This is a genomic window from Streptomyces vulcanius (assembly GCF_042653945.1).
In the GTDB taxonomy this organism is placed as follows: Bacteria; Actinomycetota; Actinomycetes; order Streptomycetales; family Streptomycetaceae; genus Streptomyces; species Streptomyces mangrovi.
In genome coordinates this window covers 26,727-52,963 of the sequence record NZ_JBHSFK010000058.1, presented here as the reverse complement: position 1 = coordinate 52,963, position 26,237 = coordinate 26,727, and the positions used below count along the sequence as shown (strand labels likewise).

Sequence of the window (26,237 nt, the reverse complement as noted above, 5' to 3'; positions counted from 1 at the left end):
TGGCGAGGGGGCGCGGCGGCACGAGCCGGGAAATTCGCTTGCCGTCGGGGCCGGGCGGCCCGCAGGATCCGGCCATGCTCACCTTCGACGCCCCGCTGCCGCTGATGTCCGACGCCGACCGTCCGGCGCGGTTCCAGCAGCAGCCCGGCCGTCCCCGGAGGCCCGATCCCGTACGTCCGTGACGGCCGCGCTCGTCGCGGGGCTGGTCGCGGGCTACGGCATCGCCGTGCCCGTCGGCGCCGTCGGCACCTACCTGGTCTCCCTCACCGCCCGCAGCTCCCTGCGCACCGGCGCGTGCGCCGCACTCGGGGTCGCCACCGCCGACGGGCTGTACGCCCTGCTGGCCACGGTCGGCGGTTCCGCCGTGGCCGGCGCGCTGCGGCCGCTGATGACGCCGCTGCGCTGGGCCTCGGCCGTGGTGCTGCTGGCCCTCGCGGTCCGGGGCGCGACGGCTGCCGTACGCCAGTACCGGGCGCACCGGCTGACCACCCGCGCCGCACCCCCGCCGCCCTCTCCCGGCCGGGCGTACGTGAGCCTGCTGGGCCTCACGTTGCTCAACCCGACCACCGTCGTCTACTTCGCCGCGCTGGTCCTCGGCGCCGGCGCCGCCGACTCCGTACGGCCGCTGGAACAGGGCGTGTTCGTGCTGGCGGCCTTCGCCGCGTCCGCGAGCTGGCAGCTGCTGCTGGCCGGCGGCGGGGCGCTGCTCGGCCGGGCGCTGACCGGTCACCGGGGCCGGCTGGTGACGGCGCTCGTGTCGAGCGCGGTGATGACCGTGCTGGCCGTGCGGATGCTGCTGTGAAGCGCGGGGCGGATGAAATGAAGGGCGGTCCGGTGTTGAATCATGAAGCCGATCGGACCGACGACGCGACGAAAGGGGAAGCGAACCATGCCTCTTGAGGGTGAATACGAACCGAGCCCGACCCAGTGGGTGCGCGACCAGGTGGAGCTCTACGAGAGCTCCGGCGGCACCGAGGGGACGACGCTCATGGACACCGGGATGCCGGTCATCCTGCTGACCACCCGGGGCGCGAAGAGCGGGAAGATCCGCAAGACTCCGCTGATGCGCGTCGAGCACGACGGGGAGTACGCCCTGGTCGCTTCCCAGGGCGGGGCACCCGCCCACCCCGTCTGGTACCACAACATCAAGGCCGACCCGCTGGTGGAGCTCCAGGACGGTCCCGAGAAGCAGGACATGACGGCCCGTGAGATCACCGGCGCGGAGAAGGCCGAGTGGTGGGAGCGCGCCGTCGCCGCCTACCCGCCGTACGCCGAGTACCAGGAGAAGACGGACCGGCAGATTCCCGTTTTCATCGTCGGGCCGGCCAAGGGCTGACCTGGACCGATGCCGTCGCCCCGGCGGGCTCGTAGAAAAATCTGCCGGGGCGGTGCATGAACCGGATCCCACCGGGCACCCGAAAGTCAGGCCCCGCCGCGCTCCCCCGTCGCGGCGGGGCTTTTCCGTGCCTCGCGCGCGGGGCGGTCGGTCACGTCGAGGAAGATCTCGCCGGCGTCGGGGACCGTGTCGGCGAGGCTGCGCTTGATGCGGACGGCGGCCTCCTCGACGCGCTCGCTGTCCAGACCCGGCGTCAGGTCCACGCGGGCCGCGACGAGGATCGATTCCAGGCCCGTCTTCATCGTGAACACCGCCTCCACGCTGTCGATCTCCGGCTCCGCGGTCAGCAGGGTCCGGATCCGCTCGGCGGTCGCGGGGTCGGCGGCCTCGCCGATGAGCTGGTCGCGGGCCTCCCGGCCGAGCGTGTAGGCGACGTACACCAGCAGTGCGCCGATCGCCAGCGAGGCGGACGCCTCCCACACCACGTTCCCGGTGACCATGTGCAGCGCCATGCCGGCCGCGGCCAGCGTGACACCGAGCACGGCCGTGCCGTCCTCGGCGACGACCGTGCGCAGGGCCGGGTCGCGCAGCCCCGCCCGGCCGCCCTGGCGGCGCACCTGGTGCAGGGCGCGGACCAGGGAGGCGCCCTCGGCGACGAAGGCGAAGCCGAGGACGATCAGGCCCGCGACATAGCCGCTGTGCTTCTCGTCGGCGCCGGTCCGCAGGGCCTCGACGCCCTGGAGGAAGGAGAAGCAGCCGCCCATGACGAAGATCCCCACGGCGGCGAGGAGCGACCAGAAGAAGCGTTCCTTGCCGTAGCCGAAGGGGTGCCGGCGGTCGGCAGGACGGCGGCTGCGGCGCAGCGCGGCCAGCAGGAAGACCTCGTTCAGGCTGTCGGCCACGGAGTGCGCGGCCTCCGACAGCAGCGCGGGCGAGCCGGCCAGCAGGCCGCCGACCGTCTTGGCGACGGCGATGACCAGGTTGGCGGCCAGCGCCACCAGGACGGTGAGACGTGTCCTGCGGTCGGACTGCCCGTGCTCCGACGGGTTCGACGAGTCGCTCATCCGGGCCGACTGCCCCGGGCGCGGGGACTCACACCGCGGCTCCGGCGGAAACCCACTCCCTCTACCGGATACCCGGCTTCGGTGACACCGTCGACCTCGCCATGTCGAACGGCACCACTACCCGGGGGAGGACCCATGGCCAGAAAAATCAAGCTGCCTCTCGTCTACCAGCCCGTCGGCCTTGTCCTCGGCTGGACGGGCGGAGCACTCGCGGGGCTCGCCTTCCGCAAGGCGTGGAAGGCGATACGGCACGAGGACGACGCCCCCGATCCACTGGACCGCGACCGCGGCTGGACCGAGATCCTGCTGGCGTCGGCACTCCAGGGCGCCCTGTTCGCCGCGGCCCGCAGCGCCGCCGACCGCACAGGCGCGAAGGCGATCGAACGGTCGACGGGGGTATGGCCGGCCAAGCACAAGGGCGGCCGGAACTGACGGGCGGCGCTCGGACCTTGGGGCGTGCGACTGGACTTCTTGGACAGGTGTCCCGTTATAGTGGACGCCTGTCCAAGAAGTTGGGGGGATCATGGGGATCCTGGCGAACGTTCTGGTGGCGCTGGTCGCTGCGCTGCACTTCTACATCCTGGTGATGGAGATGTTCCTGTGGCAGAAGAAGCCGGGGATGTCGTTCCACGGGTTCGATGCGGAGATGGCGAAGCGGACCGCCCCGATGGCCGCCAACCAGGGGCTCTACAACGGGTTCCTCGCGGCCGGGCTGGTGTGGGGGCTGGTCGCCGGGGACCCGACCGGGTTTCGGGCGCAGGTGTTCTTCCTGAGCTGTGTGATCGTCGCGGGGGTGTACGGCGCGGTGACCGCGAACCGGCGGATCCTCTTCGCCCAGGCGCTGCCCGGCGCCCTCGCCCTGGCCGCCGTGCTGATCGCGCAGTGACCCGGGGGGAGTTCGAGGACCCGAGGGCGGCCCGAACCCGGGCCAGGCTGCGGGCCGCGCTGCTCGCGGAGTGCGCCGAGCGGCCGTTGGAGGAGGTCGGTGTGGCCGCGCTGGTGCGCCGGGCGGGTGTCGGCCGGGCCACGTTCTACGTGCACTATCCCGACCTGGAGGCCCTCGCGGTCGACGCCTGCGCGGACGTCGTACGCGAGGCCGTCGAGGCGCTGCACGCCTGGCAGGGGCGGCCCGACCCGGTGCGGGCTCCCGCCGCGCTGCCGGAGTTCTTCGCCTCGCTCACCCCGCACGCCGCCCTGTACCGCACCCTGCTCGCGCCGGGCGGCGGCGGACCGCTCGGCCGGGTGCTCCACCGGGACCTGCGGGCCTACAGCCTGCGGGAGCGGCAGCGCGCGGGCGCGGCGGACGCCCCGCTGGTCGCCTCCGCCGTCGCCGCCACCTTCGCCGGCGTGCTGGCGGACTGGCTCCATGGAGATCTTGACGGCACGCCCGCCGAAATCGCCGACCAGGTCTGGCAGTTGCTGGTCGCCCTGCACGCGAGCCGGTGAGCGGTCCACCTCACAGGCAGGCGACCGGCTCCTTCGCCATCGGCCAGGCCTCCACCCCGTCGGAGGTGCGGACGTAGGCCGTCGCACGGTCGTCCGTCAGCCACAACTGCCAGTCCCCGTACCGGTATCCGGTGTCGTGGGCGGCCGCGGGCATCCGGGCGTCGCCGTCGTACGGGGCGGTGAGCAGCGTCTCGGAGATCACGCCGTCGGGATCGCGGACGTACTGCCGCTCCCGCGCGCCCCGGCCCATGCTCAGGAAGTGCGCGCTCTGCCAGTCGCAGTGCTCGGCGCCGGAGTAGCCGGTGACCGTGGTGGTCGGCACGCGTCTGCCGGTGCGGTCGGTCCAGATCTCGCGGTCGTCGGAGTCCGTGAGGCTCGCGGGGAGTTCGGCCGGATCGCAGGAGGCGTTGGTCTCGGGGCCCCAACCCGGCCGCTCCTTCTGGTCCTTGGCGACCACGACCGCGACCTTCGTCCTGCCGCGCACGTCGAAGGAGTACAGGACGCGGTCGGTCTCCTCGCGCTCGACGCGGTAACCGGAGCGCGGGACGTCCGGGGTGAACATCTCGAAGTAGAGCCGCAGTCCGTCCTCCGGCGAGTCACCGCCGTCGCGTCTGCTCCAGCCGTCGGGGCCGCCGCCCGAGGAGATCTCGCCGTCGCACTCAAGGGCCCGGCCCGCCGCGCCGGACGCGGCCAGCAGGGCCCCGGAGGTGCTCTCGTCCGTCTCTTTGGTGGCGAGATGGAGCGGGCCGTCGTACGGCGTCGGCGGGGGCGTGCCCGTGACGACCACGTCCGCCGTGTTCCCGGTGTTCTCGGCGCCGCATCCGACGGCCGCCACCAGTGCGAACAGCACCGCCGCTCTGCGCATGTCCCGCCCCCGTTCCCTCGTCCGCTCCTGTGACGTGGGAAGGGGGCAGAACGTTCGGCGTTGCGCTCAGAACGTCAGGACAGGCTTGATGGTCTTGCCCGAGGTCATGTCCTGGACGGCCTGGTCGATGTCCGCGAAGGCGTACGTGGCGATCAGACGGTCCAGCGGGAGGCGTCCCGCCTTGACCAGTTCGACCAGCGCCGGGATGAAGGTCTGCGTCTCGCTGTCGCCGAGGGTGAGGCCGACGATCCGCTTGCCGCCGAGCAACCCGTTGACGTCCAGGGAGACTTCAGTGCCGAACGGCGGTGCGCCGACGACGACCAGCGTGCCGCGGGCACCCAGCGCGTCCACGCCCTGGCGCAGGACGGCCGTACTGCCCGTGGTCTCCACGATGCCGTCGGCGCCCTGGCCGCCGGTGATCTCGGCGATCGCCTCGCCGAGCGCGACCTCACCGGTGTCCACGACATGGGTGGCGCCCAACTCCTGGGCGAGTTCGAGGCGTTCGGCGACCCGGTCGACGGCGATGATCGTGGTGGCGGGGGTCAGCGCGGCGGCCATGACCGCCGACAGGCCCACGGCGCCGGCGCCGAGGACGACGACCGCGCTGCCCGTCGTCGGCTTCAGTACGTTCCAGACGGCGCCGACGCCGGTCTGGACTCCACAGCCCAGCGGGGCGATCGACGTCAGCGGTACGCGCGGGTCGACCTTGACCAGGCTGCGCTCGTCGACCAGGGCCCGCTCGGCGAAGGAGGACTGGCCGAAGAAGTGGCCGCCGAGGGGCTCGCCGTCCCGGCTGATCGTGCTGGTGCCGTCGGCGCGGCGGCCCCCGATGAGGTTCATGGGGAGCCAGGTCGCGCAGTAGGCCGGGTGGCCGCCGTGACAGTTGCGGCACTCGCCACAGGAGGTGAAGGACAGCACGACGTGGTCGCCGGGGGCCACGCCGGTGACGGCGGACCCGACCGACTCCACGACGCCCGCGCCCTCGTGGCCGAGGACTCCGGGCAGCGGGAAGGGCAGTCCGCCGCTCGCCACGCCGAGGTCGGTGTGACACAGGCCGGCCGCCACCAGCCGGACGACGGCCTCGTGCGGGCCGGGGTCGTCCAGGACGACCTCGGAGAGGGTGAAGGGCGCTCCGCCGGACTCGATGACAGCGGCGCGAGTGGTGATCGACATCGGATGAACTCCTCTTGTGTTGCGGCGCGTTCAGTCGAGCGAGACGACGACGGACTTGACCTTGGTGTACGAGGCGAGCGCCTCGGGGCCGTACTCGCGGCCGAAACCGGAGTCCTTGACGCCGCCGAAGGGGACCGCCGGGTCGAGCATCGCCCAGTCGTTGACCCAGACGATGCCGGCCTGGAGCCGGTCGGCGACGCGGTGGGCGCGGGCGAGGTTGCCGGTCTGGACGCCCGAAGCCAGGCCGTACGGCGTGGAGTTGGCGAGGGCGACCGCCTCGTCCTCGGTGTCGAAGGGCTGGACGGTGAGGACCGGGCCGAAGATCTCCTCCTGGATCACCCGGGAGTCGTTGGCGAGGTCGGCGATGACGGTGGGCTTGTAGTAGTAGCCGCCGTCGAGGTCCAGGCGCTCACCGCCGCAGACGATACGGGCGCCCTCCTTGCGGGCGAGGTCGACGTACTCCTCGACCTTGCGCAGGTGCTTCTCCCCCGCCATCGGGCCGACGACGGTCTCCACCGCGCGCGGGTCGCCGACGGGCACGCCGGGGACGGCGTCGGCGAGGATGTTCAGCAGGGTGCTGTAGACCGGGCGGGCCACCAGCAGCCGCGGGCCGCCCATGCAGAACTGGCCGGTGTTGAAGACGAAGCCCTTGATCACCGCGCCGACGGCCTTCTCCAGGTCGGCGTCCTCGAACACGATGTGCGCCGCGTTGCCGCCGAGCTCCATGGTGACGGACTTGAGGTTCTCGCCGGCGACGCTCGCGGCGTGCCGGCCGATCGCGGTGGACCCGGTGAAGGCGATCTTGTCGACGCCGGGGTGGCGCAGCAGGGCCTCGCCGGCCACCGGGCCGCTGCCGGTGACGACGTTGACGACGCCGTCGGGCACCCCGGCCCGCTGGAGGAGGCCGGCCATGTAGAGGGCGCTCAGCGGGGTCTCGTCGGCGGGCTTGTGGACGACCGTGTTGCCGGTGGCGAGGGCCGGGGCGATCTTGGAACCCGCCAGGATCAGCGGGAAGTTGAAGGGGGTGATCGCGGCGACGACACCGATCGGCCCGCGCTTGGTGTAGGCGAGGGCGTTCATCGGGGTGTCCCGGTTGCCGCCCTCAAGGGAGAAGGCGAGGGTGGCGTAGTACTCGTAGTCGTTGGCCGCGTTCGTCACGTCGACCGCCTGGGCCAGGGTGATCGGCTTGCCGACGTCGAGGCTCTCCAGGCGGGCGATCTCGTCGGCCTCGGCGCGGATCAGCTCCGCGACTCTGAGCAGGATCCGGCCGCGTTCCCGGCCGCTGAGCCCGGACCAGCGTCCGGAGTCGAAGGCCTCGCGCGCGGCCCGTACCGCCGCGTCGACGTCGGCGGCGCCCGCCTCCGCGACCGTGGTGAGAACCGTGCCCCGGGAGGGGTCGACCACCTCGGTCCGCGCTCCGTCCGCGGCCTCGCGCCACTGTCCCCCGATGAACAGTCGACCGGGGTCGATCTCGAAGGTGGTCATCGCCACTCCTCAGCATCGTCGCTAAGATTTCAACCAACAGGATTCCTGTTGGTGCGCAGTCTCTTTACAGACAGGTTTCCTGTCAATGGTCTACGCTCGGACTCATGGCCGGCACCAAGATTTCCGATGCGGTACCCACTCCCGCGTCCCACAGGGCACCTCCGTCCCTGCTCTACATGGTGAAGCAGGTGGAGCTGGTCGTGCGATCCCGGCTGGACGAGCTCGTCAAACCGTCCGGGATCACGGCCCTGCAGTACACGGCGCTCACCGTCCTGGAGCGGCACGACGGGCTGTCCGCCGCCCAGCTGGCCAGAGACTCCTTCGTCACCGCCCAGTCCATCGCCGACCTGGTGCGCTCCCTGGAGGGGCGCGGGCTGATCCGCCGGGAGCGAAATCCGCGCAACCGGCGCGAGCTGCTGATCCTGCTGACCGACGACGGGCGCGCACTGCTCGAACAGTGCGCCGAGCCGGTGCGGGAGCTGGAGAAACGGATGATGCGGGAGCTCACGGCGCACCAGACGGAGCAGTTCCGCACAGCCCTCTCCAAGGCGTGGCAGGCACTGTCCTAGCGCAGGCCGAGGACCGCCCCAGCGACGTCTCAAAAACGCAGCCGAGTTTCGAAGACATATGTCAATCGAACATGCTGAGATTCACCCTATCGGGGGTACCTTGCTGGGGCGGGGAACTGCTGTGCGCTGCCCCGCCGTTGGAGGCTCCCGACCGGTGGAGCGGGTTGGAGGCGATGTCGTCGTGCAGCAGGAACCCGCCGCGGACACCCCTCATCTGCGTGTCCTGCGGGCACGGGGGTACACGGTGCTGGAGTTCCGCGGCGAGATCGACCTCGTCGCGGCCACGGAGATCGGCCCGCGGCTCGACGAGGTGACCACCGGTCCCGCGCCGAGGGTCGTCATCGACCTGACCCGGATCGAGTTCTTCGACTGCTCCGGGCTGCGCCTGCTGTACCGGGCGCGCGCCCGGGTTCTCGACCACGGCGGGCAGCTGCATCTGGTGTGCAGCCATCCGCTGACCCTGCGTGTTCTGCGGGTCACCGGACTGCACCGGGTGCTGCCGCCCGTGACGACGCTGGACGCGGCCCTGGGCCTGCCCGAGGCCGCGTCCGGCACGTTATGACCCGGCTTCCTCTTCGTCGCGTGCCGCGTCGAACAGGGCGCTGACGGACTCACCGTTGTGAATACGGCGCACGGCCTCGGCGAGGGCGGGCGCGATGGACAGCACCCTCAGCTTGTCGGTGTGCTCCTCCGCGGGCACCGGCACCGTGTTGGTGCAGACGATCTCCAGGACGTCGGGCTGTTCGCTGAGCCGTTTGAGGGCCCCGTCCGCGAACAGACCGTGGGTACAGGCGATCCGGATCGAACTCGGCCCCAACTCCCGCAGCCGGTCGAGGAGTTCGAGGACCGTGCTGCCCTTGGCGATCTCGTCGTCGAGGACGATGACGTCCCGCCCGGTGACCTCGCCGATCACGGTGTTGATGCTCACCCGGTCGTCGGCGTAGCGCTGTTTGGCGCCGGCCGCGACCTGGGCGCCGAGCATCCGGGCGAAGGCTGCGGCCTCCTTGGCGTTGCCGAGGTCGGGCGAGACGACGGTGGTGCGGGTGAGATCGTGGCGGCGGAAGTGGGCGGCCAGCTCGCGGCGGGCGTGGAGATGGTCCACCGGCATCGAGAAGAAGCCGTGCACCTGGGGCGAGTGCAGCGTCATGGTGAGGACGCGGTGGACGCCTGCCGCCGCCATCAGGTCGGCGACCAGGCGTCCGCCCAGCGAGATACGGGGCGCGTCCTTCTTGTCGGAGCGGGCGTAGGAGTAGTGCGGCATGACGACCGTGATCCGGCCCGCGGAGGCCCCACGGGCCGCGTCGCACATCAGCAGCAGCTCGACGAGGTGCTCCTGCACGGGCTTCACCAGGGGCTGGACCAGGAAGACGTCCCGTTCCCGGCAGTTCGCCTGGAGCTGGACCTCCAGGCAGTCGTTGGCGAATCTGCTCACCCGGGTCGGGCTCAACGGCACGCCCAGGTGTGAGCAGACCTCGGCGGCCAGCTCGGGGTGGGCGGTGCCGCTGAACACGGAGATGTCTCGCACGATCGGCTCCTCGCTGATCAGGGCACAGGTCTCTCATGCTACGGACGGCGCCCCTTCCGGCCGTCCCCGGGGATGCTCGGGCCGTCCGTCACCCGGCGGCCGCTCGACGGGTTCGCCCGCGCCACGCCCGCCGCACCGGCACCGGAGACGGCCCGGCGGCTCTCCCGGCCGACCGAGCACGAGCACGCCGGGCAGCTTCTGCTCGGCCGGGTTCTGTCCAGCGCGGAGATCGCGGGACGCCTGCACATCGGCGGGGCCACCGTGAAGACCCCTGTGGGACGCGTCCTGGAGAAGCTGGACCTGCGCGACCGCGTACACGCCGTCGTCTTCGCCTTCGGCCACGGGCCGGTACGGCCGGGGGGCGAGTGACTCGCGGGCCGCTGTTGTGTCACAGATTGTCAACAGGGCGGTCTGCCACAGGGATTGGGGGGCATCCGGTCGGTAGGAAGGAGGGCCGTCGATGACGACTCCCATCAAGCGCCTCAACCGGCGGATGCCCGTCTGGGCCAAGGTGCTCACCGCCGTCGTGGTCGTGCTCGTCGTGATGTTCGCCGGGATCCGGCTCAGTCTGCTGCCGGGCCTGCGCGAGTTCTTCGGCACGGAGACCCACGACCGTTCGGGCCCCGCTCTGCTCGAGTCCATCCAGGACATGAGCCGTTACGACGCCGCGTCCGGCAACTTCCAGGTCGTCGTGGACCTGGAGAAGGACGCGAAGTACCTCCCGGACGCGCTCCGCGGCACCCGCACCCTGTACGTCGGGGCGGGCACGGTCGACGCCTACGTCGACCTCGGCAAGGTCGGCGACAAGGACGTGACGGTCAACGGCGACCGCACCACGGCCACGCTCAAGCTGCCCCACGCCAAGCTCGGCACTCCGGCCCTCGACCCGGACCGCTCCTACGCGGTCTCCAAGCAACGCGGGCTCCTCGACCGGCTGGGCGACCTCTTCTCGGACAACCCCAACGGCGAGCAGGCCGTGCAGAAACTCGCGGTCAAGCACATCGGCGAGGCGGCGAAGGACAGCGAACTGACCGCGCGCGCCGAGAAGAACACCACCGACATGCTCGAAGGGCTGCTGCACTCCCTCGGCTTCAAGGAGGTGACGGTGTCCTACGGCACCTGAGGGCGCCGCATCGTCCGGCCTTGAGCGGGTAACCGCCCTGGGACGCAGGTAAGTTGAATACTGGAGGATCGCATGGCCCGTGCAGCCCTACGCCCCCGCTCCATGTTCCGCCTGCGCACCACCAAGGCCGAGACACCGCCCCCCGCCCCACCCGAGAAGAAGGCGAGCCCGAAGAAGGCGAGCCCGAAGGAGGCGGGGCCCAAGAAGCCGGGGCTGAACTTCAAGAGGCCGAGCCTGAAGAGGGCGGACGCGAAGAAGGGCGCTCCGGAGGGCACGGGGAAGGGCCGTGGGAAAGCCTCGCGCACCGCGGCCCGCTCCGGCCCCCGGCCGCTGCCGTTCCCCCTCCGCCTGCTCGCGATGCTGTGCGCGTTCGTCTTCATGGTCGGGTTCGCGATCGTGCTGGCCCGGCTGACGCTGGAGCCGTCGCCCGCCTCCGAGGCGCTCATCCACACCAACCTGCGGCCGGGCGACTCGCTGCGGGCCTACCTGGACCAGCCCGCGCTGCGCGACGCGGTGAAACAGATCGGCGGGAACCTGCTGCTCGGTGTGCCGTTCGGCGTCCTCGCACCGATCGTCGCGCCCCGGACACGCGGGCTGTTGCAGATCGTGCTGCTGACCGCGTCGGTCATGCTGCTGGTGGAGTTCGCGCAGGGCGCGCTCGTCACGGGCCGCGCCTTCGACATCGACGACGTCATCCTCAACACCGTGGGCGCCCTGATCGGCTATCTGCTGCTCGGCCGCCGGGTGAGCCGAGCGGTTCACGCGCGCGGCGAGCGGACCCGTTCCCGTTCCCGTACCCGCTAGCGGGGCTTCCAGGTGTAGCGGTCGCCGCCCACCCAGCGCACCACGTCCGGGTCGTCGAGGTCGTGGACGGTGATGCCGAACGCGGCGGCCGTCTCCAGGACGTCGGTGACGACACGCGCCGCACCGACCACTTCGCCGTCGATCTCCACGATCCGGAACGGAGGCGTGCCCGGCTGCACCCCGAGCACCATGATCCGTGGATGGGAGATGTAGGGGCTCGCGACTTCGGTCATGGAACGAGCGTAGAACGCAACCGGCGCCCCGACCTCCCCGGGCCCGGGCCCCGGCCCGAGATCGCCCGTCGTGCGGGGCGGGCCGAACCGGGGAACCCTGGATCCAGGAGGTGGCGAGGTGGCGATGGATCCCGTGGAGGCCCTGGAGCGGATCGCCTTCCTGCTGGAGCGTTCCCTGGCGCCGACCTATCGCGTACAGGCCTTCCGCACCGCGGCCCGGGTGCTCGCGGCGCTGCCCGAGGGGGAGGCCGGGGAGCGGGCGCGGGCCGGGACGCTGGAGTCGCTGAAGGGCGTGGGCCCCAAGACCGCGAAGGTGGCGACGGAGGCGCTGGCCGGGGAGGTACCGGCGTATCTGCGGACGCTGGAGGAGGATGCGGGGTCGCCGCTCACGGACGGGGCCGGGGCGGGGCTGCGGGCGCTGCTGCGCGGCGACTGCCATCTGCACTCCGACTGGTCCGACGGAGGCAGCCCGATCGAGGAGATGGGCCGTACGGCGGCTGCCCTCGGCCATGAGTGGGCCGCGCTGACCGACCACTCGCCGCGGCTGACGGTGGCGCGCGGGCTGTCGCCGGAGCGGTTGCGCCGGCAGTTGGAGATCGTCGAGGAGCTGAACGCGACCTGGGCGCCGTTCCGGCTGCTGACCGGCATCGAGTGCGACATCCTCGACGACGGCACCCTGGACCAGGACCCCGAGCTGCTGGACCGGCTGGACGTGGTCGTCGTGTCGGTCCACTCCAAGCTGCGGATGGACGCCCGCGCGATGACCCGCCGTATGGTGAAGGCCGTCCGCGATCCGCACGCGAACGTCCTCGGACACTGCACCGGACGGCTGCGGACGCGGCGGGGAGACCCGGAGGCGGTACGGACAGGCCGGGAGCCGGGGCGGAGACGGGCGGAGTCGCACGGGCGGCCGGAGTCGCAGTTCGACGCGGACGAGGTGTTCGCGGCGTGCGCGGAGTCGGGTACGGCCGTGGAGATCAACAGCCGGCCCGAGCGGCTCGACCCGCCGCGGCGGCTGCTGCGCCGGGCCGTGGCGGCGGGGACGCTGTTCTCGGTCGACACCGACGCGCACGCGCCCGGGCAGCTGGACTGGCAGATCCTCGGCTGCGCACGGGCGGAGGAGTGCGGGGTGCCGGCGGACCGGGTGGTGACGACCTGGCCGGTGGACCGCCTGCTGGAGTGGACCCGGGGACGGGCGCCCGTCACTTGACTTCGAGTGCACTCCAATTCGTAGCGTTCCGGACATGAGCAACAGCGACACGGCACAGCACAAGATCGGCTCGGGATTCGGTGCCACGAGCACCGCCGAGGACGTCCTGCGGGGCATCGACCTGACCGGGAACCTGGCGATCGTCACGGGCGGCTACTCCGGCATCGGCCTGGAGACCACCCGGGCCCTCACCAGGGCCGGCGCCCGGGTCGTGGTCCCCGCCCGCCGCCCTGACGCCGCACGGGAGGCGCTGGCCGGCCTCGACGGCGTCGAGGTGGCCGAACTCGACCTCGGCGACCTGAACAGCGTGGCCGCCTTCACGGACGGCTTCCTCGCGACCGGCCGCACCCTCGACCTCGTCCTCGACAACGCGGGGATCATGGCCTGCCCCGAGACCCGCGTCGGGCCCGGCTGGGAGGCCCAGTTCGCCACGAACCACCTCGGCCACTTCGCCCTCGTCAACCGTCTGTGGCCGGCGATCGAGCCCGGCGGCGCCCGGGTCGTCTCCGTCTCCTCGCGCGGCCACCACTTCTCCGGCATCCGCTGGGACGACGTGCACTGGCGCCAGGGATACGACAAGTGGCAGGCGTACGGGCAGGCGAAGACCGCGAACGTCCTGTTCGCCGTCCACCTGGACGCGCTCGCCCGTGACCGCGGCGTACGGGCCTTCGCCCTGCACCCCGGCGGCATCCTCACGCCCCTCCAGCGGCATCTGCCCAGGGAGGAGATGATGGCGAACGGCTGGATCGACGAGGACGGCAACCCGATCCCGCAGCCTGGCCTCAAGACCCCCGAGCAGGGCGCGGCCACCCAGCTCTGGGCGGCGACCTCCCCCCAGCTCGACGGCATGGGAGGCGTCTACCTGGAGGACTGCGACATCGCCGAACCGGCGCCCGAGAACGGCGACCGTACCGGCGTCAAGCCCTGGGCCACGGAACGCGACCAGGCGTCCCGCCTGTGGGACCTGTCGGCGGAACTGACGGGCGTGAACGCCTTCGCCCGCTAGCGTCCGCGCTCGGGCTCAGGCGGACGGTTCGTCCGGGACCGGCTGGTCCGGGTGGGTGCCGGACGCGTGCACGGTGCCGCGACGGCCGGTGCCGGCCTCGTCGGTGTCGGGGACGTCGTCGTCGGGGGCGCGGTCCGAGTCCGGTACGTCCCAGGGGTCGTCGCCCGCCCCTGCCTGCTGGTCCTGTGGGTCCCGGGGAGTCGGTCGGGGCTTCTCCTCGGGCTCGCTATGGCGGGGGTCGGTCACGGCGCGCTTCCTTCGTTCGTCCGGTGCGGTCCTTGCGAGTACCTCCGGCGCGGGCGGTGAAACCTCGGCGCCGAGACTCCGCGACTCCGCGTCACTAGGCTGCTCGGATGACCGCCGTCTTCGACACACTGTCCATCGCCCTGGCCGAGACGTCCGATCCCCCGTTGCTGCCGCTGCCCGCGGATGTCGCCGCGCTGCTCGCCGACGTCGGGGCGCCGCCCCGGCTCGTCGCCCATCTGCGGGCCGTGCACGATGTCGCCGCGCAGCTCCTGGAGTGGCTGGGGCGGCACTGTCCCGGACTGACCGTGGACCGGGCGGCGGTCCTGTTCGGCGCGGCCACGCACGACATCGGCAAGGTGCTGCACACCGGGGAGCTGTCCGGTCCGGGCGCCCGGCACGAGGAGGCCGGACGGGAGCTGCTGCTGGCGCGCGGGGTGCCCCCGGAGCTGGCCCGCTTCGCCGGCGGCCACGCCTCCTGGGACGGGCCGGGCGTCGGCGTCGAGGACCTGCTGGTGAGCCTCGCCGACAAGGTGTGGAAGAACAAGCGCGTCGCCGATCTGGAGGACCTGGTGGTGGCGGAGCTGTCGCGGGCGTCCGCGCGGCCGGCCTGGCAGGAGTTCCTCGCCCTGGACGAGTTCCTGACGGCAGTCGGCGACCACGCGGACCGCCGCCTGGCCTGGCAGGCGACGCACCCGCTGACTCCGGTCCTGCGGGGCTGACCTTGTACGCCGGGGGCGGGTGAGCTGTGGCCGGTCGCGCCCACGCGGCGGAGCCCCGCGCCCCTGGGTGGGCTGCACTCACGTGTCCTTCAAGGGGCGCGGGGAACTGCGCGACCAGCCCCCACCCACCCGCACCCGACAACGCACCCAAGCCCGTCCAAGCCACGCGAACTCGCCTAGCGCACGCGGACCGCGCCCGTGTCGGCGTGGGATCGCTCGATCGCGCCCTCCGTCGACTCGGCCGTGCCGGCCCCTCGCGGTGCCCCGAAGCGGGCCAGGGTGTGCCAGACCATCTTGAGGTCCTGGAGCGCGTACCGTCCGCCGCGTGCCGCGTCGCCGATCACGCGCGGGGTGACGACACCGTCCTCGGCGATGCGGGCGCCCAGGTCGGCGTACTCCCGGCCCCGGTACTCGGCGTGCCGGTACAGCTCCGCGACGGTGATCCGGTAGCCGGGGTGCCACTCGACGGGGCAGGGCAGCGCGCGGGCGGCGGCCTCGACGGGGGTGTCGCGGTGGCTGGTGTCCAGGACCAGCGCCGTCACGTCCCGGGCGAGGTCGACTCCGCCGTGGACATGGGCCTCGATGTAGTCGTTGAGGGCGTCCCGCTGGTCCGACTCGGCCAGGGCGAGCAGGGACATGCCGGCCGCGACACCGAACTCGGCGGGCTCGGCCGCGCTGTCGGGGTAGCAGAAGGTCGACCGGTCGAGAGCGGCGGGCGTCAGCCGGAAGTGGGCCGAGCCGAACCTCGGGGCGGCGCCCACAACCTGGCGGCGGAAGTCGAGCGCGCCGTACACGGGCCGCTCGCGCGCGTCGGCGTCGTCGTACGCACCGCCGAAGATCCGGCTCTCCCAGCGCCAGCGGTCGCCGCCGGGGTGGGCGGTGAGGCCGCCGTTGCTGGTGCCGGTGACGAACTGCGAGTGGTAGGCGCCGTCGCGGGCGAGCGCCCGCAGGATCGGGGTTCCGCCGGAGTCGCGGTCCGGGTGGAAGTTGAGGGTGATCCGCAGGTCCGGGTCGAGGGCGGGGCCCGAGGAGCGGGTGGCGACGTGGCGCAAGGCGGCCCGGGCCCGTGGTGGCGGCGACACGTTGTCAGCGCCGGCGTCGGAAATCACTGGCTCTCCCCCACTCTCGCTATTTACCCTAGGTGCAAAGCTAGAGGTACTAGGTTCACTAGGTTCACCCCTCGCAGGCACCCCAGGAGGCTCCCATGAAGTCACTCGCCGAGCGCGACATCCGCACCTCGTTCGTCAACTGCTCGAAGGGCGAGGCGGCCCGGCTGTCGGTGCCCCGGGAGCTCGACCAACTGCCCTGGGGCGACCTGGACTTCCTGGGGTGGCGCGATCCCGGGGCGCCCGACCGGGGGTATCTGGTCGTCGAGCGGGAGGGGCGGCTCGTGGGGGTGACCCTGCGGCTGGCGTCGGCGCGGCGCGGGTCCTCGCACCGCAGCATGTGCTCGCTCTGCCTCACCACCCACCCGAGCGGCGGGGTCTCGCTGATGACGGCCCGCAAGGCGGGCGCGCCGGGCCGCGAGGGCAACTCGGTCGGCCTGTACATGTGCACCGACCTGGCCTGTTCGCTGTACGTACGCGGGCGCAAGGTCCCCGACGGAGGCAGCCGTATCGAGGAGAGCCTGACGGTGGAGGAGCAGATCGCCCGTACGACGGGCAACCTCTCCGCCTTCCTGGAGAAGCTGTACGCCTGAGCGGAGGACCCCGGCGGTCGGCGTGTGCACCCTGGTGGCAGCGGAAACGTTCGGGCGCCACGGGGAAGGGGAATTGGTCCGGGATGGCAGAGGTACGTGAGCAGGCGGCGCGGTTCGTACGGCGCAGCAGGGAACCCGTGGTCGTCCAGGCCCTGCGGTCCACCGCGGCGGCGACGGTCGCGTACGTCGTCGCGCTGCGCCTGAGCCCCGAGCCGGCGCCCCTCACCTCACCGCTGACCGCGCTGCTCGTCGTCCAGGTCACCCTGTACGCCACCCTCACCAACAGCATCCGGCGGGTCAACGCGGTCGTCGCCGGTGTTCTGGTCGCCATCGCGTTCAGTCTGCTGGTGGGGCTGACCTGGTGGAGTCTGGCGCTGCTGATCCTGGCCGCGCTGGCGGTCGGGCACCTGGTGCGGGTCGACGAGTACGTGCCCGAGGTGGCGATCAGCGCCATGCTGGTGCTCGGGGTGACCACCGTCGGGGACACGGCGTGGGCGCGGGTGGTGGAGACGCTGATCGGCGCGGTCGTCGGCCTCGGCTGCAATCTGCTGCTGCCTCCCCCGGTGTGGATCGAGGAGGCGGGCGAGTCGATCGAGGGGCTGGCCCGGCGGGTGCGGCAGCTGATGCTGCGGGTCGGCGAGGAGGCCGCGGGCCGTCCGGCGGTCGAGGAGGCGACGGCGAGCCTGCACGAGGCGCGCCGGCTCGACCACGACATCGTGGGGGTGGACGCGGCGCTGCGGCAGGCCGAGGACAGTCTGCGGCTGAATCCGCGGGTGCGGGAAGGGCTGCTGCGCCGGGTGGTGCTGCGTACCGGCCTGGACACCCTGGAGATCTGCACGGTCGTGCTGCGGGTGCTTGCGCGTACCTTCACCGACCTCGCCAAGGAGCGCGAGCCGGAGCCGCTGTTCGCGGCCGGGACCGGCGAGGTGGTGGAGCGGCTGCTGTCGGAGATCGCCGACGCGGTGGTCAGCTTCGCGGTGCTGGTGACCACCCCGGTCACTCTCAGCGCGGACGCGGCCGAGGCCCGGCTCACCGCCGAGCTGCGGCAGGCCTCCGCCACCCGCGACAAGCTGGCCCAGCTCCTGCTGGAGCAGCTCCAGCACGACGCCCGGCAGTGGCAGCTGCACGGCGCGGTGCTGACCGAGGTCAACCGCATCCTCGACGAGCTCGACACCGAGCACCGCACCCGCCGGCTCCTGGAGGAGCTGGACCGGGTGTCACGGGAACAGCGCGACCGGATGCCGCGGCTGACCCGGCTGCGCGAGCGCCTGGGCATTCAGGAGCAGCTGTGGCGGAACCGGACGGGGATCGGCACGCGTTACCTCTGAGGGAGCGCCGGGGCGGGGCCGGCGCGGGACGCGAGGGAGCGGGCCGATGACCGACGCCGGCGTACGGATCGACGGGGACACGCTGAGGCTGCCGGGCGGGGTGGCGGTGCGGTTCATGCGGACACTGCGGCTGCCGGAGAAGGGCACGCACGACCTGCCGCCCGGCCTCGGCACGTTCCCCGTCCGCCGGGTCTCCGACCACGCGGACACCGTGCCCGCCGATTGGCTGGCGCGCGGCGGGGTGATGCTGCCGGTGTACCTGCGCGAGGCCATGTGGCTGGGCTTCGGGGGTTCGACCGAGCCGGCCGCGCTACAGATCGGCGCGGGCAAGGTGTGCGCGGTCTCCGGGAAGCCCTGGAGCGACCGGCTCTCCCGCGATCCGCAGAACTATGTGGCACTGCCCCGGCAGCCCTGGCTGGACGGCATCAACTCCGGCAGGGGCACGGTGCGCCAGTTCGTGGCGGTGCCGCTGGGCATGGGCGCGACCGTGGAGGGCCAGGTCACCGGCGAGGAGGTGTGGGGCGGCGTCCAGCTGCAGTCCTTCCCGCTGAACGAGACCAGGCGTGCGGAGTGGCGGGAGGCGGAGCGCCGGCGCCTGCTGGAGACACGGAGCGTGAAGTCGGTGCGGGCCCGCGGCTACGGCGGGCCCGCCGCGCCCGGTGCGATGCCCGCCATGCCGGCCATGCCCGCCGCTGCCGGCGCCGCGCCGGGCGGTGCGCCCCGGGCCGCCGCGGCGATGGGGCTCGGCGTGGGCGGATCGATGCGGCAGGAGGTCTACGACGACGTCCGCGCGGTCGCGGACTACGCGGCGGAACCGGCCGGCCGGGTCTTCGTCCACCTGGTGACGCCGCCGGAGTGGCGCCGCATCACCGGCGAGGCGCCGCCGCCGAGCCCGGTGGACCGCGCCGCGTACACCAAGGCGGGCCTGCCCTGGTACGACTACTACGACAACGACGCGGCCGATGTCGCCCCGAGCGACACCCTGGCCGCCGTGCAGCCGGTCGGCGAGTGGCTCGGCACCGACCTGGAGCCGTGGGAGCAGCCCGCGCCCGGCCAGGTGCACCACCTCAAGGACACGCCGGGAGAGCCGGTGGAGGACGGCGACTGGTAGCCCCTGGCCCCTCTCCCCAGGTTTTGCGTTCGACGGCACTTCCGGGTCAAGGTGCTGTGGTGGACGACGAGGTGCGGGCGATGACCGGCGGGACGGATTCGGCGGGCGGCTGGAGCAGGCGCCGCTTCGTCGGGGTGCTGGGAGGTGCGGCGGCGGCCTCGGCCCTGGCGGGCTGCGGCAGTGGGTCGCCGGATGCGCGGGAGGACGTCCAGGAGGCCGCGCCGCCCCCGCAGGCGTCCCCGTCCGCCTCGGCGCGCACCGGTGAGAGCGCTTCCGGCCCCCGGCCCCTGTACGTCGGCACCTACACCTCCGCCGAGGGCGGCGGGAAAGGGATCACCGTCGCGTCGTACGACCCCTCTTCCGGGCGGATCACCCGGCGGGGCACGATCACCGGCGTCCCGGACCCGTCGTATCTGGCGGTGCACCCGGACGGGAAGACGCTGTACGCGGTGAACGAGCGGGAGCAGGGCGCCGTGACCGCCGTACGGCTGTCGGACCGGAAGGTGCTCGGCAGCCGGGCGACCGGCGGGTCGGCGACCTGCCAGCTCTCCGTGCACCCGGGCGGGCGGTGGCTGCTGAGCGCCGACTACGGCTCGGGGAGTGTGGCGGTGCACCCGATCGGCGCGTCGGGGGCGCTCGGCGAGCGCACGGACATGGTGACGCACCGCAGTCCGGCGCCCGGGCCGGGTCAGCAGGGCCCGCACGCGCACCAGTTCGTCACCGCGCCGGACGGCGGGCACGTCCTCGCGGTCGACCTGGGCACGGACACGGTGTACAGCTACCGGCTGGACGAGAAGGCGGGCACGCTCGCCGAGGTCGCTCAGGCGCACACCCGGGCGGGCGCCGGTCCGCGCCACCTCACGTTCCATCCCGGTGGGCGGTACGCCTACCTCGCCGACGAGGCGGACGACACGGTCACGGTCTGCGCCTACGACGCCGCCACCGGCGGGCTCACGATCGGCACCCCGCAGTCCACGGGCGCGAAGGCGGACCCCAACTACCCGGCGCAGGTGGCGGTCACTCCGGACGGCGCGTACGCGTTCCTGGCCAACCGGGGGGACAACACGCTCGCCCGGTACGCGGTGGAGGCGGACGGGGCGCGGCTGCGGCTGCTGGGCACGGTGCCGGTGGAGGGGGACTTTCCCCGGCAGATCGGGCTGTCGCCGGACGGCGGTCTGCTGTTCGCGGCGAACCAGCGCTCCGGCACGGTCAGTGTCTTCCGGGTGGACGGCGCGAGCGGTGAACTGCGGCTCGCGGGCGAGCCGTTCGCCTCACCCGTCGCCGTCTGTGCGCTGCCGCAGTAGGGCGGCGCGGGCGCAGGAGGCGGTGGCGGCCTGGGTGAGCAGGACGTGCATGCGCTCGGTGAGCTGTCCGACGTCGCCGGCGGGCGCGTGGAAGGGCAGGCGTACGTCGCCGTGGGCGCGGGCGCGCTCGATGCGCAGCGTCAGTCCGTGCCGGTCGACGGCGAGCGGCTGGACCTTGACGGCGCCGTGCAGGCTGTCGCGCCGGACCAGCCGGGTGAGCTGCTCGACGGCGTCGGGATGGGCGTCGGCGAGGTGGGTGAGCAGGTGGGCCTCGGCGGTCGCGAGCGGGTCGGGCTCGGCGGAGGCGAACTCGTCGAGGGGGACGACGACCGCGCCGGTGGGCTGTTTCAGCACCACGCGGGTGGCGTGGAAGGCGAGTCCGCCGTCCTCGGGGGAGAACCAGCCGGCGAGCCAGAGCCGGGCGCGGATGCGGCTTCGTACCGGGACGGGCGCGACGTCGGCGAACTCCAGCACGGCGGACGGCTCGCCCCGGGGCGCGCAGATCGCGGCCGTGAGCAGGGCGCTGTCCTCGGGCACGTCGATGATCACCCGGCCGTTGTCGTCGACGGTGTGCGCGCCGACGAACTCCTCGCGTCCGCCGTCCGCGGTCACCGCGCAGGACCACGCGGCGGCCAGAATCGACCGGGCCCGCTCGCCCGCGCCGGGCGCGGCCGTCCAGCTTGGGCCGTCATCCATGCCCCGGCTGTCACCGTTTCCCCGGCTGTCGCCCATACCTTGGCTGTCACCCATCCCAGAACCTCCTTAGGTAAGCCTTGCCTAACCTATCGAAGATCCGGGCTCGCGCCAACCATCGGAGCCGATCCTGTGGGACACGCGACCGGACAGGTCAGCGTGCGATGACCCCCAGCAGCGCCCGCGCGCACAGCTCCCGCACCTGCTCCCGGGTCAGGTCCGGGCCGCGCAGCCACTCCAGACAGACGGCTGTCGTGAACGCCAGCCAGCCGCGTACCGCGAGGCGTACGTCGGGGCGGTGCTCGAAGAGGGGGCCGAACTCCGGGTCGGCGGCCAGGGCGGCGAGGATCTGGCCCTCCTGTGCGGCCAGCGCGCGCTGGTAGACGCGACGCACGGACTGGTCGCCGGCCGCGTCCGCGCGATGGAAGGCGCGGTAGCCGTGGGCGTGGGTCTCCACGTACTCCAGATAGATGTCGAGGCCCGCCGCGAGCTGTTCGCGGACGGGGACGCCCGGCACGGCGGCCGTCATCCGCAGCATCCGCTCGCTCTCCCGCTCGACGACCGCGGCGAAGAACTCCCGCTTGGTCGGGAAGTAGTGGTAGAGCAGCCCGCGCGAGACCCCGGCGATCTCGGCGACCTGCTCGATCCACACGTCGTCGTACGGACTCTCCGAGAACAGCCGCGCGCCCACCGTCAGAAGCTGCTCCCTGCGCTCCTCGGTGCTGAGTCGGCGCCGGGTGCGTTCACCCTGGTTCGCGGCCATGCCCGCACTTTACTTGACTCCGGTTCAGCGGCGGGACGAAACTGGGCGCGTTATTGAACCCACGTACAACAAGTACAGGGAGATGGCGTCATGGCGGAGCCGGGGACCACGACACAGGACGCTCTGCCCAAGGGGTTCCGCAGCGCGGAGCAGGGCTGGCCCGAACTGCGCCGCATCCCGCATCCGCCGTACCGGATACCCCTGCTCGGCGACCTCCTCGGCGCGAGCCGGCGCACTCCCGTGCAGGACTCCCTGAAGTACGCGGAGCAGTTGGGGCCGATCTTCCGGCGCAAGGTGTTCGGCCGGGAGTTCGTGTTCGTGGGGGGCGCGGGACTTGCCGCGGACATGGCGGACGAGACACGGTTCGCGAAGCATGTGGGGCTGGGCATCGCCAATCTGCGGCCGGTGGTCGGGGACGCGCTGTTCACGGCGTACAACCACGAGCCCAACTGGCAGCTGGCGCACGACGTCCTCGCGCCGGGTTTCAGCCGGGAGGCCATGGCGGCCTACCACCCGATGATGCTGGACGTGGCGGAACGGCTGACCGGGCACTGGGACCGGGAGCTGACGGCGGGGCGGGCCGTGGACGTGCCCGGGGACATGACCAAGCTGACCCTGGAGACCATCGCCCGCACCGGCTTCGGTCATGACTTCGGCTCCTTCGAACGCGCCCGGCCGCACCCCTTCGTGACCGCCATGGTGGGCACCCTCACCTACGCCCAGCGCCTCAACACCGTTCCGCATCCGGCGCTGTTGAGGGACGCCACCCGGCGCAACGAGGCCGACATCGCCCATCTCCACGACACGGTCGGCGAACTCGTCCAGGCCCGTCGCAGCGGGGGCGGCGGGGACGGTGATCTGCTCGACCGGATGCTCGACACGGCCCATCCCGAGACGGGCGAGCGGCTGTCCGCGGAGAACGTGCGCCGGCAGGTGATCACCTTTCTGGTCGCCGGACACGAGACCACCTCCGGTGCGCTCTCCTTCGCTCTGCACTACCTCTCCCTCGACCCGCGGATCGCGGCCCGCGCCCGGGACGAGGTGGACCGGGTGTGGGGTGACACGGCCGTACCCGGTTACGACCAGGTGGCCAGGCTTCGCTATGTGCGCAAGGTGCTCGACGAGGCGCTGCGGCTGTGGCCCACGGCGCCCGCGTTCGCCCGGGAGGCCCGCGAGGACACGGTGCTGGGCGGGGAGCATCCGATGCGGCGCGGAGCCTGGGCGCTGGTGCTGATCTCGATGCTGCACCGCGACCGGGAGGTGTGGGGCCCGGACGCCGAACGGTTCGATCCGGACCGCTTCGACGCGGCGGCCGTCCGTGCGCGTGCCCCGCACACCTTCAAGCCGTTCGGCACCGGGGCACGGGCCTGCATCGGACGCCAGTTCGCCCTGCACGAGGCCACGCTGGTGCTGGGGCTGCTGCTGCGCCGCTACGAGCTACGGCCCGACCCGGCATACCGGCTGCGGGTCACCGAGCGGCTGACGCTGATGCCGGAGGGGCTGCGGCTGTACCTCGACCGACGGCACCCGGCTCCTACGGCGTCCAGGGTGCCCGTGCCTGACGAGGTTCCGTCAGACTCCGGCTGTCCAGTGCACCGGGCGGGTGACTGAGCCCGGCAGCCCGGTGCCGGCGCTCCCCCGGGCCGCGTTCACCTGCGGCTGGGTCAGGAAGAGCGCGCCGGTCAGGTCGGCGTCCGTGAGGTCGGCGTCGCGCAGGTCGGCGCCTATCAGGTCCGCCGTGCGCAGGTCGGCCCCCGCGAGGTCGGCGGCTATCAGGCAGGCGCCGCGCAGGTTCGCGCCCCGCAGGTCGGCCTTCTGGAGGCGGGCGCCCATCAGGTCGGCGCCCCGGTGGTTCTTCCTACGGCCGGGTATGCCGGCGCGGACCAGTTCGCTCGTCCTGAGCAGCAGGGCGTTGAGGTCGGCGCGGTGGGCCGGCACGTCGAGCACGGCCAGTTCCGGTGCCGGCAGCCGGGTCAGCTCCTCGGTGCGCTCCAGGGCCGCGCGCAGATCCCGGTGTATCGAACGGGCGGCGGGGAGGGTGAGGGCCTCGGTGAGGTAGCGGAGCAGCTCGTGGAGTTGCCGGACGACCGGGAACACCTCGAACATACGGCGGGACTCGGCGGGCGGTGCGGTGCGCCAGTCCCGGCCGCCGAAGGTGACCTGCGAGACGTGCTGGCCCGCGCCGAAACAGTCGTAGACCGTACAGCCGGTGAAGCCCTGCGGCCGGAGCCGGTCGTGGATACCGCAGCGATGGTCCGACGCCAGGTTGGGGCAGGGCCGGCCCGCGGGCTTGTCGAGCGCGAAGTCCGCCGACCGGGCGAAGGCCAGCGCGACACAGCACAGCCCGAAACAGTTCGCGCAGTCGCCGCGCAGTTCACTCAACACCGTTCTGATCCCCCATCGGCCCGCAGACTCAACGACTGAACAACTCGAACGCCACCGCCGGTCTACCGCCGAAGCGCTCCCCCACCGAATTCGCCACCTCGGTCAGGAAGCCGCGTACATACGCCTCAGGCTCCTCGTCCGTCAGCGCCGCGATATACGCACGATGCTCCAGCAACGACCCCACCGCCCGCTCCAGGCCCGACGCCGCCTCGACCGCGTGCGTGGGCGTGGCAGACCCCGCGACGGCAACCCACCGCACCCCGTCCCACGGCTGGAGCCCCCGCTCCGCGAGTTCCGGGAAGATCCAGCGGTTTCCCGCGTCCCCCGCGGCGTCGAGGGTGGCACGGCCGACGGCGACATGGTCCGGGGTGTTCCAGGCGACGCCGCCCCACGTGTCGCGGTGGTTGAGGGTGATGACGAGTTCGGGACGGTGACGCCGGATGGCGGCGGCGATGTCCCGGCGCAGGGCGGGGCCGTACTCGACGACCCCGTCCCGGTGATCGAGGAACTCGACCGAGGACACGCCCACGACGGCCGCGCTCGCCCGCTGTTCCCGCTCCCGCAGCGGGCCGCACTCGGCGGGCGGGACGGTGTCGATGCCCGCCTCGCCGCGGGTCGCCAGGACATAGGAGACCTCGCGGCCGGCGTCGGTCCAGGCGGCGACCGCCGCCGAGCAGCCGTACTCCAGGTCGTCGGGGTGGGCCACCACGGCGAGGGCACGCTGCCAGTCCTCCGGCATGGGCCGGAGCTGGGAGATCGTCGGCTCGGTCATGCCTGAAGACTAATCCGTGACACTGACATCACACCGCGTCACGCGTCTTCACGCGTCGTCACACCTCATCGCGGGCGAGGGCGAGCAGCCGGTCCAGGACGCGGGGCCCGCCGGCCCGGACGCCGTCGTGTTCGAACTCGTCGGTGACCCAGGTGCGCAGGCCCCGGACGGCTCGCGCGGTGCGCAGGGAGTGCGCGGTGTCGACGTAGAGGTCGTCGTGGTAGACGGCGGCGGCGACCGGGACCTCGTTGGCGGCGAGGCGCGCGGGGTCGTACAGGGGCGTCCAGTCGGTGCGGTCGGCGAGCAGGTGGGCGGTCTCGCGCAGGGGCCGCAGCGCGGGGTCGGTGTCGAACATCCAGGGGTGGATCGTTTCGCCTGTGAGCGGCAGCGGTCCGTCGCCCGCGAGGGTCTTGCCCGCGTCGAACTGCGGGAACTCGGCACGCACCCGCTCGGCCGCCCAGGCGGTGGGCCGGGCGTCCTGGCCGTAGGTCGCCTCGTGGAGGACGGCGTACAGGGGGTGGCCGGCGAACGACAGCAGGCCCCGGATCTCCTCCTGGAAGGCGTCGGAGAGCCGGGGGCCGTCCGTGGTGGGGACGAAGGCGTGTTCGAGGAGGTGGTGCAGCCGGTGGCTGCCGTCGCCGGAGCCGAGCATGATGCCGACGGTCTGGAAGGCCTCGACGGTGAGCCGGTAACCGCCCGGGAGGGTGACCTCGTGCTGGAGCAGATGGTCGGCGATCGCACGGGCCCGTTCGACGTCCTGCGGGTAGCGGGCGTAGTGCGCGGCGGCCTTGCGCTCCATGCGCGGGTAGGCGGCGCGGTAGACGTCGTCTGCGTGGGCGTCGAGGGACGGCAGTCCGCCGGTGATCAGGGCGGCGGCCAGGCCCTCGGGGGCGGTGGAGAGATAGCTGACCGCGCAGAAGCCGCCGAAGCTCTGGCCGAGGACGGTCCAGGGGGCGCCGCCGGTGACCTCGCGGCGGATCAGCTCGCAGTCCCGGACGATGGAGTCGGCGCGGAAGTGCGTGAGGTAGTCGGCCTGTTCGGCCGGGCCGCCGCGCAGCGGGAGCGTCTGGCGGTTGGCGGGCGTGGAGTGGCCGGTGCCGCGCTGGTCGAGGAGCAGGACACGGAACTCCTGGAGCGCGCGCCCCAGCCAGGCCGGTCTGCCGACGAAGCGGTGGGCGCCGAATCCGGGGCCGCCCTGGAGGAAGAGCAGCCAGGGCAGACCCTGCCCCGCCTTCTCGCTCGCGACGACCTCACGGGCGTAGACGCCGATCGTCTCCCCCGCCGGGTCGGTGTGGTCGAGGGGCACGGTGAAGCGGCGGTCGGTGAGTACGACGCCGGGCTGGCGGTAGCTGAGGGACAACAGGGGTCTCCTGGGACG

At 72.6% G+C, this 26,237-nt stretch carries 31 protein-coding genes; 18 read left to right on the top strand and 13 right to left on the bottom strand.

Annotated features, from left to right (window positions below):
• Nucleotides 1–178 precede the first annotated feature (178 nt).
• Nucleotides 179–802 carry a LysE family transporter gene (locus tag ACFPIH_RS50765; RefSeq protein WP_381186290.1) on the top strand — a complete coding sequence of 208 codons (624 nt, stop codon included), beginning with the start codon at nt 179–181 and terminating at the stop codon, nt 800–802.
• Between the two features lie 87 nt (nt 803–889).
• A complete protein-coding gene (locus tag ACFPIH_RS50760; RefSeq protein WP_381186294.1) occupies nt 890–1,336 on the top strand; it encodes a nitroreductase family deazaflavin-dependent oxidoreductase in 447 nt (148 codons plus the stop codon).
• 86 nt (nt 1,337–1,422) lie between these two features.
• Here ACFPIH_RS50760 and ACFPIH_RS50755 read toward each other — a convergent pair whose 3' ends face one another.
• A complete protein-coding gene (locus tag ACFPIH_RS50755) occupies nt 1,423–2,400 on the bottom strand; it encodes a cation diffusion facilitator family transporter (RefSeq protein WP_381186297.1) in 978 nt (325 codons plus the stop codon).
• A gap of 135 nt (nt 2,401–2,535) precedes the next feature.
• Here ACFPIH_RS50755 and ACFPIH_RS50750 point away from each other — a divergent pair, with 135 nt between their 5' ends.
• The 3 genes from ACFPIH_RS50750 to ACFPIH_RS50740 all read left to right on the top strand — a co-directional run bounded on the left by ACFPIH_RS50750 (nt 2,536) and on the right by ACFPIH_RS50740 (nt 3,846).
• Complete coding sequence (locus ACFPIH_RS50750; protein WP_381186299.1) at nt 2,536–2,832, top strand: DUF4235 domain-containing protein; 297 nt, start codon at nt 2,536–2,538, stop codon at nt 2,830–2,832.
• Nucleotides 2,833–2,923: 91 nt separating this feature from the next.
• The gene (locus ACFPIH_RS50745) at nt 2,924–3,286 is read left to right on the top strand and encodes a DUF1304 domain-containing protein (RefSeq protein WP_381186302.1); all 363 of its coding nucleotides are present in this window, start codon (nt 2,924–2,926) and stop codon (nt 3,284–3,286) included.
• Nucleotides 3,283–3,846, top strand: a complete 564-nt coding sequence (locus ACFPIH_RS50740) for a TetR/AcrR family transcriptional regulator (RefSeq protein WP_381186305.1) — start codon at nt 3,283–3,285, stop codon at nt 3,844–3,846. The genes ACFPIH_RS50745 and ACFPIH_RS50740 overlap by 4 nt, the downstream gene beginning before the upstream one ends.
• A gap of 10 nt (nt 3,847–3,856) precedes the next feature.
• Here the strand turns inward: ACFPIH_RS50740 and ACFPIH_RS50735 are convergent, their stop codons facing one another.
• From ACFPIH_RS50735 to ACFPIH_RS50725, 3 genes are all read right to left on the bottom strand, one after another.
• A complete protein-coding gene (locus tag ACFPIH_RS50735; RefSeq protein ID WP_381186308.1) occupies nt 3,857–4,711 on the bottom strand; it encodes a hypothetical protein in 855 nt (284 codons plus the stop codon).
• Nucleotides 4,712–4,777: 66 nt separating this feature from the next.
• Nucleotides 4,778–5,884 carry an NAD(P)-dependent alcohol dehydrogenase gene (locus ACFPIH_RS50730; RefSeq protein ID WP_381186311.1) on the bottom strand — a complete coding sequence of 369 codons (1,107 nt, stop codon included), beginning with the start codon at nt 5,882–5,884 and terminating at the stop codon, nt 4,778–4,780.
• Between the two features lie 30 nt (nt 5,885–5,914).
• The gene (locus ACFPIH_RS50725) at nt 5,915–7,369 is read right to left on the bottom strand and encodes an aldehyde dehydrogenase family protein (RefSeq protein ID WP_381186314.1); all 1,455 of its coding nucleotides are present in this window, start codon (nt 7,367–7,369) and stop codon (nt 5,915–5,917) included.
• Between the two features lie 104 nt (nt 7,370–7,473).
• Between ACFPIH_RS50725 and ACFPIH_RS50720 the strand changes: the two genes are divergently transcribed.
• Together ACFPIH_RS50720 and ACFPIH_RS50715 are read left to right on the top strand one after the other, a co-directional pair.
• Nucleotides 7,474–7,938 carry a MarR family winged helix-turn-helix transcriptional regulator gene (locus ACFPIH_RS50720; protein WP_381186316.1) on the top strand — a complete coding sequence of 155 codons (465 nt, stop codon included), beginning with the start codon at nt 7,474–7,476 and terminating at the stop codon, nt 7,936–7,938.
• A 181-nt stretch (nt 7,939–8,119) separates the two neighbouring features.
• On the top strand, nt 8,120–8,500 hold the full coding sequence (locus ACFPIH_RS50715; protein ID WP_381186319.1) for an anti-sigma factor antagonist: 381 nt from the start codon (nt 8,120–8,122) through the stop codon (nt 8,498–8,500).
• Here ACFPIH_RS50715 and ACFPIH_RS50710 read toward each other — a convergent pair.
• Nucleotides 8,495–9,463: a ribose-phosphate diphosphokinase gene (locus ACFPIH_RS50710; protein WP_381186322.1), complete on the bottom strand. Its 969-nt coding sequence runs from the start codon at nt 9,461–9,463 to the stop codon at nt 8,495–8,497. The genes ACFPIH_RS50715 and ACFPIH_RS50710 overlap by 6 nt on opposite strands.
• Nucleotides 9,464–9,535: 72 nt before the next feature.
• On the opposite strand from ACFPIH_RS50710, the gene ACFPIH_RS50705 reads away from it, so the two are divergent.
• From ACFPIH_RS50705 to ACFPIH_RS50695, 3 genes are all read left to right on the top strand, one after another.
• Entirely contained in the window at nt 9,536–9,832 is a 297-nt protein-coding gene (locus tag ACFPIH_RS50705) for a response regulator transcription factor (protein ID WP_381186325.1), read from the top strand.
• A gap of 91 nt (nt 9,833–9,923) precedes the next feature.
• Complete coding sequence (locus ACFPIH_RS50700; RefSeq protein ID WP_381186327.1) at nt 9,924–10,586, top strand: DUF4230 domain-containing protein; 663 nt, start codon at nt 9,924–9,926, stop codon at nt 10,584–10,586.
• Between the two features lie 102 nt (nt 10,587–10,688).
• Nucleotides 10,689–11,390 carry a VanZ family protein gene (locus ACFPIH_RS50695; RefSeq protein WP_417801388.1) on the top strand — a complete coding sequence of 234 codons (702 nt, stop codon included), beginning with the start codon at nt 10,689–10,691 and terminating at the stop codon, nt 11,388–11,390.
• Here the strand turns inward: ACFPIH_RS50695 and ACFPIH_RS50690 are convergent.
• A complete protein-coding gene (locus tag ACFPIH_RS50690) occupies nt 11,387–11,623 on the bottom strand; it encodes a hypothetical protein (protein ID WP_381186332.1) in 237 nt (78 codons plus the stop codon). The genes ACFPIH_RS50695 and ACFPIH_RS50690 overlap by 4 nt on opposite strands.
• A 124-nt stretch (nt 11,624–11,747) precedes the next feature.
• Between ACFPIH_RS50690 and ACFPIH_RS50685 the strand changes: the two genes are divergently transcribed.
• Entirely contained in the window at nt 11,748–12,833 is a 1,086-nt protein-coding gene (locus ACFPIH_RS50685) for a PHP domain-containing protein (RefSeq protein WP_381186444.1), read from the top strand.
• A 34-nt stretch (nt 12,834–12,867) separates the two neighbouring features.
• Nucleotides 12,868–13,839, top strand: coding sequence for an SDR family NAD(P)-dependent oxidoreductase (locus ACFPIH_RS50680; protein ID WP_381186335.1), 972 nt, complete (start codon nt 12,868–12,870; stop codon nt 13,837–13,839).
• Nucleotides 13,840–13,854: 15 nt separating this feature from the next.
• Here the strand turns inward: ACFPIH_RS50680 and ACFPIH_RS50675 are convergent, their stop codons facing one another.
• Entirely contained in the window at nt 13,855–14,085 is a 231-nt protein-coding gene (locus tag ACFPIH_RS50675; RefSeq protein WP_381186337.1) for a hypothetical protein, read from the bottom strand.
• A gap of 107 nt (nt 14,086–14,192) precedes the next feature.
• Between ACFPIH_RS50675 and ACFPIH_RS50670 the strand changes: the two genes are divergently transcribed.
• Complete coding sequence (locus ACFPIH_RS50670; RefSeq protein WP_381186340.1) at nt 14,193–14,804, top strand: HD domain-containing protein; 612 nt, start codon at nt 14,193–14,195, stop codon at nt 14,802–14,804.
• 176 nt (nt 14,805–14,980) lie between these two features.
• Here ACFPIH_RS50670 and ACFPIH_RS50665 read toward each other — a convergent pair whose 3' ends face one another.
• Entirely contained in the window at nt 14,981–15,913 is a 933-nt protein-coding gene (locus tag ACFPIH_RS50665) for a DUF3626 domain-containing protein (RefSeq protein ID WP_381186343.1), read from the bottom strand.
• A gap of 95 nt (nt 15,914–16,008) precedes the next feature.
• Between ACFPIH_RS50665 and ACFPIH_RS50660 the strand changes: the two genes are divergently transcribed.
• The 4 genes from ACFPIH_RS50660 (at nt 16,009) to ACFPIH_RS50645 (ending at nt 20,246) form a co-directional block, all read left to right on the top strand.
• Nucleotides 16,009–16,503 carry an FBP domain-containing protein gene (locus ACFPIH_RS50660; RefSeq protein WP_381186346.1) on the top strand — a complete coding sequence of 165 codons (495 nt, stop codon included), beginning with the start codon at nt 16,009–16,011 and terminating at the stop codon, nt 16,501–16,503.
• Between the two features lie 83 nt (nt 16,504–16,586).
• The gene (locus ACFPIH_RS50655; RefSeq protein WP_381186349.1) at nt 16,587–17,831 is read left to right on the top strand and encodes an FUSC family protein; all 1,245 of its coding nucleotides are present in this window, start codon (nt 16,587–16,589) and stop codon (nt 17,829–17,831) included.
• Between the two features lie 46 nt (nt 17,832–17,877).
• The gene (locus ACFPIH_RS50650) at nt 17,878–18,942 is read left to right on the top strand and encodes a hypothetical protein (RefSeq protein WP_381186352.1); all 1,065 of its coding nucleotides are present in this window, start codon (nt 17,878–17,880) and stop codon (nt 18,940–18,942) included.
• A gap of 80 nt (nt 18,943–19,022) precedes the next feature.
• Nucleotides 19,023–20,246, top strand: coding sequence for a lactonase family protein (locus ACFPIH_RS50645; protein WP_381186447.1), 1,224 nt, complete (start codon nt 19,023–19,025; stop codon nt 20,244–20,246).
• On the opposite strand, the gene ACFPIH_RS50640 is transcribed toward ACFPIH_RS50645, so the two are convergent.
• Together ACFPIH_RS50640 and ACFPIH_RS50635 are read right to left on the bottom strand one after the other, a co-directional pair.
• Nucleotides 20,214–20,942: a DUF2470 domain-containing protein gene (locus tag ACFPIH_RS50640; protein ID WP_381186450.1), complete on the bottom strand. Its 729-nt coding sequence runs from the start codon at nt 20,940–20,942 to the stop codon at nt 20,214–20,216. The genes ACFPIH_RS50645 and ACFPIH_RS50640 overlap by 33 nt on opposite strands.
• Nucleotides 20,943–21,093: 151 nt before the next feature.
• Nucleotides 21,094–21,702 carry a TetR/AcrR family transcriptional regulator gene (locus ACFPIH_RS50635; protein WP_381186355.1) on the bottom strand — a complete coding sequence of 203 codons (609 nt, stop codon included), beginning with the start codon at nt 21,700–21,702 and terminating at the stop codon, nt 21,094–21,096.
• 90 nt (nt 21,703–21,792) lie between these two features.
• Here ACFPIH_RS50635 and ACFPIH_RS50630 point away from each other — a divergent pair, with 90 nt between their 5' ends.
• Entirely contained in the window at nt 21,793–23,313 is a 1,521-nt protein-coding gene (locus ACFPIH_RS50630; RefSeq protein ID WP_381186358.1) for a cytochrome P450, read from the top strand.
• Here the strand turns inward: ACFPIH_RS50630 and ACFPIH_RS50625 are convergent.
• From ACFPIH_RS50625 to ACFPIH_RS50615, 3 genes are read right to left on the bottom strand one after another with little or no spacing between them, the layout of a single operon-like run.
• Entirely contained in the window at nt 23,275–24,084 is an 810-nt protein-coding gene (locus ACFPIH_RS50625; RefSeq protein ID WP_381186361.1) for a pentapeptide repeat-containing protein, read from the bottom strand. The genes ACFPIH_RS50630 and ACFPIH_RS50625 overlap by 39 nt on opposite strands.
• A 31-nt stretch (nt 24,085–24,115) precedes the next feature.
• Nucleotides 24,116–24,859, bottom strand: a complete 744-nt coding sequence (locus ACFPIH_RS50620) for a PIG-L deacetylase family protein (RefSeq protein ID WP_381186364.1) — start codon at nt 24,857–24,859, stop codon at nt 24,116–24,118.
• A gap of 58 nt (nt 24,860–24,917) precedes the next feature.
• Nucleotides 24,918–26,219: an alpha/beta fold hydrolase gene (locus ACFPIH_RS50615; protein ID WP_381186367.1), complete on the bottom strand. Its 1,302-nt coding sequence runs from the start codon at nt 26,217–26,219 to the stop codon at nt 24,918–24,920.
• Nucleotides 26,220–26,237 lie beyond the last annotated feature (18 nt).